This is a genomic window from Acidocella sp. C78 (assembly GCF_907164655.1).
Map to the genome: position 1 here is coordinate 1 of NZ_CAJQZK010000094.1, position 10,942 is coordinate 10,942.

General features: G+C 71.1%; 5 protein-coding genes and 6 pseudogenes. 3 read left to right on the forward strand and 8 right to left on the reverse strand.

Translation table 11 applies throughout. From position 1 onward, the window contains the following. The 4 genes and pseudogenes from ACIDOCELLA78_RS96205 to ACIDOCELLA78_RS96220 form a co-directional block, all read right to left on the reverse strand. On the reverse strand, positions 1–1,048 hold a 1,048-nt coding region (locus ACIDOCELLA78_RS96205), incomplete at its 3' end, for an NAD(P)/FAD-dependent oxidoreductase (protein ID WP_249676836.1). A gap of 41 nt (positions 1,049–1,089) precedes the next feature. After that, positions 1,090–2,504, reverse strand: a pseudogene (locus tag ACIDOCELLA78_RS96210) (cryptochrome/photolyase family protein). Then, the gene (gene pdeM / locus ACIDOCELLA78_RS96215) at positions 2,504–3,169 is read right to left on the reverse strand and encodes a ligase-associated DNA damage response endonuclease PdeM (protein ID WP_283770873.1); all 666 of its coding nucleotides are present in this window, start codon (positions 3,167–3,169) and stop codon (positions 2,504–2,506) included. The pseudogene ACIDOCELLA78_RS96210 and the gene pdeM overlap by 1 nt, the downstream one beginning before the upstream one ends. A gap of 28 nt (positions 3,170–3,197) precedes the next feature. Further along, positions 3,198–5,626, reverse strand: a pseudogene (locus ACIDOCELLA78_RS96220) (ligase-associated DNA damage response DEXH box helicase). 9 nt (positions 5,627–5,635) lie between these two features. Between ACIDOCELLA78_RS96220 and ACIDOCELLA78_RS96225 the strand changes: the two are divergent. Continuing rightward, positions 5,636–6,698: pseudogene (locus tag ACIDOCELLA78_RS96225) on the forward strand (ligase-associated DNA damage response exonuclease). Then, a pseudogene (locus tag ACIDOCELLA78_RS96230) lies at positions 6,695–8,262 on the forward strand (cisplatin damage response ATP-dependent DNA ligase). Before ACIDOCELLA78_RS96225 ends, ACIDOCELLA78_RS96230 begins: the two co-directional pseudogenes overlap by 4 nt. A gap of 25 nt (positions 8,263–8,287) precedes the next feature. Here the strand turns inward: ACIDOCELLA78_RS96230 and ACIDOCELLA78_RS96235 are convergent. The 3 genes and pseudogenes from ACIDOCELLA78_RS96235 to ACIDOCELLA78_RS96245 form a co-directional block, all read right to left on the reverse strand. After that, complete coding sequence (locus tag ACIDOCELLA78_RS96235) at positions 8,288–9,433, reverse strand: 5-(carboxyamino)imidazole ribonucleotide synthase (protein ID WP_201729834.1); 1,146 nt, start codon at positions 9,431–9,433, stop codon at positions 8,288–8,290. Next, positions 9,430–9,899 (reverse strand): annotated as a pseudogene (purE, locus tag ACIDOCELLA78_RS96240) (5-(carboxyamino)imidazole ribonucleotide mutase). The gene ACIDOCELLA78_RS96235 and the pseudogene purE overlap by 4 nt, the downstream one beginning before the upstream one ends. Before the next feature lie 20 nt (positions 9,900–9,919). Continuing rightward, on the reverse strand, positions 9,920–10,123 hold the full coding sequence (locus ACIDOCELLA78_RS96245; RefSeq protein ID WP_201729835.1) for a YdcH family protein: 204 nt from the start codon (positions 10,121–10,123) through the stop codon (positions 9,920–9,922). 196 nt (positions 10,124–10,319) lie between these two features. Here ACIDOCELLA78_RS96245 and ACIDOCELLA78_RS96250 point away from each other — a divergent pair, with 196 nt between their 5' ends. Beyond that, positions 10,320–10,487, forward strand: coding sequence for a YdcH family protein (locus ACIDOCELLA78_RS96250; protein WP_201729836.1), 168 nt, complete (start codon positions 10,320–10,322; stop codon positions 10,485–10,487). Between the two features lie 92 nt (positions 10,488–10,579). Here the strand turns inward: ACIDOCELLA78_RS96250 and ACIDOCELLA78_RS96255 are convergent. Then, a pseudogene (locus ACIDOCELLA78_RS96255) lies at positions 10,580–10,912 on the reverse strand (cell cycle transcriptional regulator TrcR); the annotation flags it as partial. Between the last annotated feature and the right edge of the window lie 30 nt (positions 10,913–10,942).

Sequence of the window (10,942 nt, forward strand, 5' to 3'; positions counted from 1 at the left end):
GGTGGGTATAGTCGCGCACGCGCAGCACCGTCGCCGGATCGGGCTCGACCAGCGGGTTGAGGCTGACCAGCAGCGGCCGCGCGGTCACGAGACCCTGCAACCGGTTCATCCAGTAGGTGACGCTGACGGCGCGGCCATGATCGGCGGCGTCGCGGGCGAGATAGTTCCAGGACGACCACACCGCCCGCCGCCGCGGCATCAGCGCGGTGTCGGTATGCAGCACGGCGCGGTTGGGCTGAAACCGCACCGCGCCCAGAATCGCCCGCGCGTCCGGCGAAGGGTCGGCCAGCATCGCCAGCGCCTGGTCGGCGTGGCAGGCGAACACCACCTCGTCGAACATCTCCTCGCCCGCATCGGTGACGACAATGACGCAGCCCTCCGCGCGCCGCACCTGTCGCACCGGCGCCGAAAGCCGCACCCGCTCGCCGAGTGAAGCCGCCACGCGCTCGACATAGCGGCGCGAGCCGCCGCTCACCGTCCGCCATTGCGGCCGGTCGTTCAGCGTCAGCAGGCCGTGATTGTGGAAGAACCGGGCGAAATGCCGCGCCGGAAAGGCCCGCATCCCCTCGACCGAGGCGGACCAGATCGCCGCCCCCATCGGCAGGATATGATCCTCGACGAAATCCCGCCCGTAGCCGTTGCGGTCCAGCCAGCCGCCCAGCGACTCGTTGCCCGTCGCATGTAGCAGCGCGGGCGCCTCGCGGTTGAAGCGCAGCACGTCGCGCAGCATGCGCAGGAAGCGCGGGCGCACCAGGTTGCGCCTCTGCGCGAACAACTGCCCGAGCGAGCCGCCGCCATATTCAAGCTCGCCGCCGCCGATCGACACGCCGAAGGACATGTCGGTGTCATGGGTAGCGACGCCGAGGTCGCGGAAGAAGGCTTCGAGGTTCGGATAGTTGCGGTCGTTCAGCACGATGAACCCGGTATCGACCGCGATCTCCTGCGCGCCCAGCCGCACCTGCTGGGTGTCGGCATGGCCGCCGAGGATCGGCGCCGCCTCGAACAGCACGACATTCCGCCGCGCCCGCGCCAGCCAGGCCATCGCCATCCCGGCGATGCCGCCGCCGATCACGGCAAGCCGCCCTCCGCTCATGGCGCCGTCCCGCTGATCGCGGCGAAGGCGGCGAGTGCGCGCTCCCGCCCCTCGGCGAGGCCGACGATCGGCCGCGGATAGCTTGCCCCCAGCCGCACGCCGGCGCCGCGCAGCACCATCTCCGGCGCCTCCCACGGCGCATGGACATACTTGTCCGGCAAATTGGCGAGTTCGGGCACGAAACGGCGGACATAGGCGCCGTCCGGGTCGAATTTCCGCCCCTGCAACACCGGGTTGAAGATGCGGAAATAGGGCGCCGCATCGGCCCCGCTGCCCGCCACCCATTGCCACGAGGCCGCGTTGGAGGCCGCATCGGCATCGACGAGACAGTCATGAAACCACCGCTCTCCGCCTGCCAGGGCAGCAGCAGGTGCTTGACCAGGAAGGAGGCGACGATCATCCGCACCCGGTTATGCATCCAGCCGGTCCGCCAGAGCTGGCGCATCCCGGCATCGACGATCGGCACCCCGGTCCGCCCGCGCTGCCAGGCGGCGAGGTCCGCGGCACTCTCCCGCCAGGGCATCGCGGCGAAGGCTGGCTTCATCGGCCGGGTCGCGAGATCCGGCGTGTGCCAGAGCAGATAGGCGGCGAATTCGCGCCAGATCAGCTCCTTGAGAAAGGTCTGCCGCGCCGCCTCGCGCCCCGCCGCCGCCGCCGCGTCGCGCCAGACGGCGTCGATCGCGATCTCCCCCCAATGCAGGTGCGGCGACAGGCCCGAGGTGCCGGCGATCCCCGGCAGGTCGCGCTGGCGGTCATAATCGCCGAAGCCGTTGGCGAGAAAGGCGTCGAGCCGCGCCCGCGCCCCGGCCTCGCCCGGCGTCCAGCTCGCCCGCAGCCCGCCGGCCCAGTCGGGCTGCGTCGGCAGCAGCCCCCAGTCGGCGAGCCGCTCGCTGCCCGGATCGCCGGCGGCTTCGATCCGCCCCGGTGCCGCGATCGGCGGGCGCGGCGCGAAAGCCTCGAAACAGGCGCGCGAGAACGGCGTATAGACGCCATAGACCCCGCCGGTCTTGGTGGTGATCCGCTCCGGGCCGAACATCAGCGCCGAGCGATGGCGATGAAACCCGATCCCCGTATCCTGCAACGCAGCCGCCACGCGCCGGTCGGCCTCCCGCAGCCAGGGCTCGTGCGCCCGCCCGGCATGAACCGCGCTGGCGCCAACCTCCCGCGCCAGCGCCGGGATGATCGCCGCCGCATCGCCCCGCCGCAGCACCAGCCGCCCCCCGCGCGCGGCGAAATCCGCCTCAAGGGCGGCGAGCGAATGGTGCAGCCACCAGCGTGACGCCCCGCCCGTCTCCGCCGCCGGATCGAGCACGAAAACCGCCAGCACCGCGCCGCCCTCGATGGCGGCGGAAAGCGCCGGATTGTCAGCCAGGCGCAGGTCGTTGCGCAGCCAGAGCAGTGTGGTCGTCATCACGCGGCCTTTGCGGCATGGGCGAGGGGAAAGGCGTAAACGCGGTCGCGGCCGAGCAGGAACACCTGCCCGCCGCGCGGAAACAGCGCGCGGATCGGCGGCGCCGTCACCTCCAGCCCGCCGGCATAGGCGCCGAAGGCCGGCAGCAGCACCCGATGCGCGTCGGTCACGAAACAGGGCCGCGCCACCGCGCCCGCCCGCGTCGCGATCCGCGCCTTCGGATGGAAATGCCCGGAAAACTCCACCGTCCCCGGCGCCACCTCACCCGCCGCATGGCGGAACACGGCGCCCGCCTCGGCGTGGTCGGCGCGCCCCGCGCCCTGATCATGATTGCCCTCGATCCAGAGGAAGCGATGCGCCGCCTCCATCCGCGCCAGCCGCGAAGCGTCCTCCGCCGGCAGCCGGGCGCGCCCGGCCGCATCGTGGAAACTGTCGCCGAGCGCGATCACCCGCTCCGGCGCGTAGCGGCGCAGCAGCAGCGCGAGCCGGTCCAGCGTCGCCCGGCTGTCATAGGGCGGCAGCAGCCCGCCGCGCGCGGCGATCGACGAGGCTTTCTCAAGGTGCAGATCGGCGACGATCAGCGCCCGCCGCTCCGGCCAGAACACGGCGCCGGCGGGGTCGAGCAGGAAGCGCCCGGCGGCGCGGTGAATCGGTGCGGCAGTCATGATGCCGCTCATTTCACAGCCGCGCGGGTTAGACCAGAGCGCCCGGCCCCATCGCCTCGGCGATGAGCGCCTCGGCCTCGCCGAGCAGCGCCTCCTCGGCCTCGCCGCCGCCGACCCGCTCGCGGCCGATTTCGAGCAGCACGGGCACGGCGAGCGGCGAAACCCGGGGCAGGGCGCGGTGATGCACCCGCCCGCGCGCCCGCGCCAGCATGCCGGCGATGCGGGCGAGATCGACCAGCCCGTGCGCGGCGTCGGCCCAGGTGGCGCGGAGCAGAATATGGGTCGGGTCGTGCTTGCGGAGAACATCATAGATCAGATCGGTATTGACGGTGATCTGTCTACGGTTCTTTTCGCCGCCCGGATGCACCCGCTCGATCAGCCCGGCGATCACCGCGACGTTGCGGAAACTCCGCCGCAGCATCGAGCTGTCCGCCATCCACGATTCGAGATCCTCGCCGAGCAGATCCTCCTCGAACAGCCGCCCGACCCCGGTGGGCTCGCGCGCGCACCAGATGCCGAGCACGTAATCGGTCGCGACATAGCCGAGCGGCTGAAACCCGAACCGCTCCAGCCTGCGGGTCAGCAGCATCCCCAGCGCCTGGTGCGCCTGCCGCCCCTCGAAGCAATACGCCACGAGATACCACCGCCCGCCGCGCGGAAACGTCTCCACCAGCAGGTCGTCCGGCGCCGGCAGCGCCGAGCGCGCCGCCTGCAGGCCGAGCCATTCGCGCACCGGCGCGGGAAAGCGGTCCCACGTCGCCGGCGTGTGCAGCATCAGCCGCACCCGGTCGGCGAGGTTGGTCGAAAGCGGCATCCGCCCGCCGACATAGGCAGGAATCCTCGGCTCGCCCGTCCGCCCTCGGCGCAGAGCACGCTGGTCTCGCGAATGCCGAGAAAGCGCAGCAACCGCCCGGCGAAGCGGAACGTGTCGCCCGGTGCGAGCATCGCCGCGAAATACTCCTCGACCTCGCCGAGCACGATCCCGCCGCGCCCGCCGCCGAGCCGCACCTTCAGCACCGGCGCCTCGACGATGGTGCCGATATTCATCCGCAGCCGCCGCGCCACCGCCTCGTTGCGCACATGCACCACCCCCTCGGCGTCGCGAAACAGCCTTCGATACCGCTCATACACCGCGAGCGCGTAGCCCCCATCCTCGACGAAGCGCAGCACGTCGTCGAAATCCTTGCGCGCCAGCGCGGCATAGGGCGCTGACGCGGTGATCTCGGCGAACAGGTCGTTGGGGTGGAACGGCGCGGCGCAGGCGCAGCCCAGCACGTGCTGCGCCAGCACATCGAGCCCGCCCGGCCGCGGCGGGTCGCCGTCGAGATCCTGCGCCGCCACCCCCTCGATCGCCGCAGCGCATTCCAGCACCTCGAAGCGGTTGGCGGGCACGAGCAGCGCGCGCGAGGCCTCGTCGAGCCGGTGATTGGCCCGGCCGAGCCGTTGCAGCAGGCGCGACACCCCCTTCGGCGCGCCGATCTGGATCACCTGGTCCACGCCCGCCCAGTCGATGCCGAGATCGAGCGAGGAGGTCGCGACCACGGCGCGCAGTTTTCCTCCCGCCATCGCCGCCTCGACGCGGCGGCGCTGCTCCACCGCGAGGCTGCCGTGATGCAGCGCGATCGGCAGGGTCTCCTCGTTGTGCTTCCACAGCGCCTCGAACATCAGCTCGGCCTGGGCGCGGGTGTTGACGAACACGATCGTCATCCGCGCTTCGCGGATGCGCGCCAGCACCGCCTCCGCCGCCATCAGCCCCATGTGGCCGGACCACGGCATCCGCGCCGGCCCGATCAACATCCCGATCTCCGGCGCCGCCCCGGCCTCGCCCGTAATCATCTCGGTCGCCCCGCCTTTGCCATCCGGCGAGATCCAGTCGCGGATCGCCGTGGGATGGGCGATCGTCGCCGACAGCCCGATCCGCACCGCCGCCGGTGCCAGACGTGCCAGCCGCGCGAGGCAGAGTGCGAGCTGGTCGCCCCGCTTGGTCCCGGCCAGCGCGTGCACCTCGTCGATCACGATGCTCGCCAGCCCCGCGAAACGCGACGCCGCCTCCGGATCGTAGAGCAGCAGCGCCAGGCTCTCCGGCGTGGTCAGCAGAATATGCGGCGGCCGCGCGCGCTGCCGTGCCCGCCGGTTCGCCGGCGTATCCCCGGTGCGGGTCTCGACGCGGATCGGCAGGCCCATCTCCGCCACCGGCGCTTCGAGATTGCGGGCGATATCGGTGGCCAGCGCCTTCAGCGGGCTGACATAGATCGTATGCAGCCCCTCCGGCGGATCGTCGGCCAGCGCGATCAGGCTGGGCAGGAACCCGGCCAGCGTCTTGCCCCCGCCGGTGGGCGCGATCAGCAGCGCGTTTTCTCTCCGCCGCACCGCATCGAGCACGGCGAGCTGGTGCGGCCGCGGCGTCCAGCCGCGCGCGGCGAACCAGTCGGCGAAAGGGGCGGGCAGGGTGGTCACCCGCCAGACATGGCAGACTTGGCGAAACCTGCAATCCGCCCCATCTTGCGGCCATGCCTCCGCATCCCGAAACCTGGCTGCATCCCCGCCCCGAAGGGCTCCATTGCGTGCCCGGCGACTTTTTCATCGACCCGACCCGCGCCGTCGACCGCGCGGTGATCACCCATGGCCATGCCGACCATGCCCGCCCCGGCCATCGCCATGTGCTCGCCAGCGCCGAGACGCTGGCGATCATGCGGGTGCGGATGGGCGAGTCGCGGGCCGGCGCCGCGCAGCAGGTCGCCGCACCGGACGAGATCGTCCGCATCAACGGCGTTGGCGTCTCCCTTGTCCCCGCCGGCCATGTCCTCGGCTCCTGCCAGGTGGTGCTGGACTACGAGGGCAGCCGCGCCGTGGTCTCGGGCGACTACAAGCGCCGGCGCGACCCCACCTGCGCGCCCTTCGCCCCGGTGACGTGCGACGTGTTCGTCACCGAAGCGACCTTCGGCCTGCCGGTCTTCCGCCACCCGGACGCCGCGGCGGAAGTCGCGAAACTGCTCCATTCCATGAGCGTCTTCCCCGCCCGCGCCCATCTCGTCGGCGCCTACGGGCTTGGCAAGGCGCAGCGGCTGATCGCCCTGCTGCGGGAAGCCGGATACGATTCCCCGATCTATCTCCACGGCGCCCTGCAAAAACTCTGCGACCTCTATGAAACCCTCGGCGTGCCCCTGGGCGATCTCCGCCCGCCACCGTCGCCGACAAGGACGCGCTCAAGGGCGCCATCGTCCTCGCCCCGCCCTCGGCGGTGGCGGATCGCTGGGCGCGGCGGCTCGATGATCCGGTGATCGCCGTCGCCTCGGGCTGGATGCGCGTCCGCCAGCGCGCCAAGGCCTCCGGCGTCGAGCTGCCGCTCGTCATCTCCGATCATGCCGACTGGGACGAACTGCTCGCCACGGTGGAGGATGTCGCCGCCCCGGAAATCTGGGTCACCCACGGCGCCGAGGCGGCCCTGCTGCGCCAGCTCTCGCTGCTGGGCCGGCGCGGCCGGGCGCTCAGCCTGATCGGCTATGGCGACGAGGCGGAGCAGGAATGAAACCCTTCGCCGACCTGCTGGAACGCCTGCTCTACACCACCGGCCGCAACGCCAAGATCGCACTCCTCGCCGATTATTTCGTCCACCGCCCCGATCCCGAGCGCGGCTACGCGCTCGCCGCCATCGCCGGCGCGCTCGACTTTCCGGGTGCCAAACCCGCCATGCTGCGCGAGCTGGCCGCCGCCCGCACCGATCCCGAGCTGTTCGCGCTGTCCTACGATTTCGTCGGCGACCTCGCCGAGACCATCGCCCTGCTCTGGCCGCCGGCACGGCACGAGGCCCCGCCCGGCCTGCCCGATCTCGTCGCCGCCCTGCGCGCGGCGTCCCGCGCCGAGATCCCCGCGCTGATCGAAGCCTGGCTCGATGCGAGCGACGTCTCGACCCGCATCGCCCTGATCAAGCTGATCACCGGCGGCCTGCGCGTCGGCGCGTCGCTGCGCCTCGCCAAACTCGCCCTGGCCCGGCACTTCGCCGTCGAGGCCGACGAGATCGAGGAAGTCTGGCACGGGCTGGAGCCGCCCTACACCGCGTTGTTCGACTGGCTGGAAGGCCGTGCCCCGCGCCCCGCACAAGGTGCGGCCCCCGTCTTCCGCCCGCCGATGCTCGCCCACCGATCGAGGCGGCCGATCTCGCCGCGCTCGACTGGTCCGCCCATCGCGCCGAATGGAAATGGGACGGCATCCGCGTCCAGCTCGTCTCCACCCAGGGCGGGCGGCGGCTCTATTCGCGCGGGGCGGAAGACATCTCCGCGGCCTTCCCCGAAATCGTCGCGGCGATGGATTTCCACGCCGTGCTCGATGGCGAGCTGCTGGTCATCCGCGATGGCGCGGTCGCCCCCTTCGCCGATCTCCAGCAGCGCCTCAACCGCAAGAGCGTCCCGGCGAAACTCCGCGCCGCCCACCCGGTCGGCGTGCGGCTGTATGACATGCTGTTCGAGGGCGAAACCGACCTTCGCGCACTGCCCTTCGATGCCCGCCGCGCCCGGCTCGAAGCCTGGTTCGCCCGCACCGCGCCGGCGCGGATGGACCTGTCCGAACTCATCCGCTTCGCCTCGGCCGACGATCTCGCCGCCCTTCGCGCCGGCGCGCGCGACGCCGCGATCGAGGGGCTGATGCTCAAGCGCGCCGACAGCCCCTATCTCGCCGGCCGCCCGAAAGGCCATTGGTGGAAATGGAAGCGCGACCCGCTCAGCCTCGACTGCGTGCTGATGTACGCCCAGCGCGGCCACGGCAAGCGCTCCTCCTATTACTCCGATTACACGTTCGGCGTCTGGACGGCGGCGGGCGCGCTGGTGCCGGTCGGCAAGGCCTATTCCGGCTATACCGATGCCGAGCTGCACCGGCTCGACCGCTGGATTCGCGCCCACACCGTCGCGAGCTACGGCCCGGTGCGCGAGGTGGAGAAGGCGATCGTGCTGGAGGTGGGGTTCGACGCGGCGCAACGCTCCACCCGCCACAAATCCGGCATCGCGCTGCGCTTTCCCCGCATCCTGCGCATCCGCGACGACAAGCCGGCCGAGCAGGCCGACACGCTGGAGACCGCGCTTTCGCTCCTGCCCGGCTAGTCCGGGCCGCTTGCCAGCTTCAGGCTCATTGATCCGCGCCGCTTGCCAGCGGCCCGAGCGCCGCCTGGATGCCGAACTCGCCCGGCAGCGCGCCATGCGGGAACAGCACGTTGACATGGCCGAGCTTGCGGCCCGGCCGCGCGGCGGTCTTGCCGTAGTGGTGCGGGATCAGCCCTGCCGTCGCCACGATACGCGGCCAGAGCGCGATGTCGTCGGGCCCGACGAGGTTCTTCATCACCGCGTCGGAATGGCGGATCGCCGGCGGCAGCGGCAGGCCGGCGACGGCGCGGATATGCAGCTCGAACTGGCTCGCCGGGCAGGCATCGATCGTCCAGTGGCCGGAATTGTGCGGCCGCGGCGCGATCTCGTTGGCCAGCACCCTGCCATCCCGGCCGATGAAGAACTCCACCGCGAGCAGCCCGACCAGGCCGATCCGCTCGGCAACGAGGCGCGCCATCTCCCGCGCCGTCTCCCGCAGCGCGGGGTCGAACGGGGCAGGGGCCAGGGTGAGATCGAGGATATGGTCGCGATGCCGGTTCTCGACCATGTCGAAGGCGCTGACCGTCCCCTCCGCCCCGCGCGCGACCACGACCGACCCCTCCGCCGCGAAATCGACGAAGCCTTCCAGGATCAGCGGCTTCGGATGCAGCAGGCCGAAGGCCATCTCGGCCTCCGCCTCGGTGCGGATCAGCGCCTGGCCCTTGCCGTCATAGCCGAGCCGGGTGGTCTTGAGCACGGCGGGCAGGCCGATTGCGGCGATCGCGGCGGTGAGATCCGCCATGGTCTGCACCGGCGCCCAGGGCGCGGTGCCGATGCCGGCCTCGTTGAGGAAGCGCTTCTCCGCGATCCGGTCCTGGCTGATCCGCAAAATCTCCGGCCCCGGCCGCACCGGGCGGCGATCGGCCAGCAGGTCGAGCCCCTCGGCCGAGACGTTCTCGAACTCGAAGGTGATCACGTCCACCGCATCGGCGAAGCGCAGCAGCGCGGCATTGTCGTCATAATCCGCCCGCGTCGTCGCGGCGGCGACCTGCGAGGCCGGGGCATCGGGTTCCGGAGAAAAAATATGGCAGCGATAGCCGAGCCGGGCCGCCGCCATGGCGGACATGCGGCCGAGCTGGCCGCCGCCGACGATGCCGATCGTGGCGTTGGGGGGAAGCGGAAAACCGGTCATTCTGTGGGCGGGTCCTCGGGCAGGTCGGGCACGGTCTCGGTCTGGGTGCGGCGCCAGGCGTCGAGCCTGGCTTCGATGGCCTTGTCGGTCACCGCGAGCATGGCGGCGGCGAAAAGGGCGGCGTTGATCGCCCCGGCCTTGCCGATCGCGAAGGTGGCGACCGGCACGCCGCCGGGCATCTGCACGATCGAATGCAGGCTGTCCACCCCCTTCAGCGCCGCGCTCTCCACCGGCACGCCGAGCACCGGCACCGGGTGAGGGCGGCGACCATGCCGGGAAGGTGCGCCGCGCCGCCGGCCCCGGCGATGATCGCGGCCAGCCCCCGCCCGCGCGCGGCATGGGCATACTCGACCATCCGCAGCGGTGTCCGGTGCGCGGAGACGACGCGCGCCTCGAACGCGATGCCGAGCGCCTCCAGCGTCTCGGCGGCATGGCGCATGGTCGGCCAGTCCGACCGGCTGCCCATGATGATCCCGATCCGCGGCGTCACGCGATATCGTCCGGAATCAGCCGGCTTTCGAGCCGCAGAATCTGGTCGCGCAGCAGCAGCTTGCGCTTCTTCAGCCGCTGGATCTGCAACTGGTCGGTCAGCTTCTCGTCGCCGAGCCGGGCGATCACCGAATCAAGATCCCGGTGTTCGCTGCGCAGGCCGTGCAGTTGGCGGAGCAGGTTGTCCTTGTCGGTCAGCATCCATCGCTTCTAGCACAGCCGCGCGAGGCTGGCCTATCCCGGTTTTGCCGCTCCCGCCCGCCACGGCGCCGGTCACGCGCGCGAATATAAAGATTGATGACAACCGGAACGCGCAGGACTAGACTCCCCCCAGGCGCCCGGTCGGGGCTCCGACCGGCTTGCGCCACAACAGTCCACACTCGGAAAGGAGTCGAGGATGAGCCTGCAAGCGAGACTGGAATCCCTGAAGCAACGTCACGCCGGCCTGGAGTCCAGAATCACCGAGGAAGACCGCCGACCGCGACCGGATGATGAAAATCTCGCCCGGCTCAAACTGGAAAAACTTCGCCTGAAGGAAGAGATCGAGCGCATCCGGGTCGGCTGACCCGCGCTCGCCGGCAAATCCCGCCGGCTGCAACCCGCCCGGGCCGGCTCACCGGTCCGGGCGTCTCATGTCCGGCTCGGCTCGTGTCCGGCTCAGGCCGCCTCGTCGCTCGAATCCGTCATCGGCTGCGGCATCTCCTCGCCGTCGCGCTCGATCCGCGCATTCGCCGCCGCCACCACGTCGTTCAGGTCGGATTGCTTGCACAGGCCGAGAATCACCGGGTCGCGCGGCTTGATGTTGGCGCTGTTCCAGTGCGACTTGTCGCGCACCTTCTGGATCGTGTCCTTGGTGGTGCCGAGCAGCTTGACGATCTGCGCGTCCTGCACGTGCGGATAGTTGCGCAGCATGAACGCGATCGCGTCCGGCCGGTCGATCCGCTTGGCCACCGGCGTATAGCGCGCCCCCTTGCTGCGCCCGCCCGCCGGGAATGGCGCTCTGCAACATCTTCAGCCTGG

Bases quoted from the DNA above. Each gene is read 5' to 3' on its own strand.
- ACIDOCELLA78_RS96245 (WP_201729835.1), bottom strand. From the start codon at position 10,123: ATGCTGACCGACAAGGACAACCTGCTCCGCCAACTGCACGGCCTGCGC.
- ACIDOCELLA78_RS96235 (WP_201729834.1), bottom strand. From the start codon at position 9,433: ATGACCGGTTTTCCGCTTCCCCCCAACGCCACGATCGGCATCGTCGGC.
- ACIDOCELLA78_RS96250 (WP_201729836.1), top strand. From the start codon at position 10,320: ATGAGCCTGCAAGCGAGACTGGAATCCCTGAAGCAACGTCACGCCGGC.
- pdeM (WP_283770873.1), bottom strand. From the start codon at position 3,169: ATGACTGCCGCACCGATTCACCGCGCCGCCGGGCGCTTCCTGCTCGAC.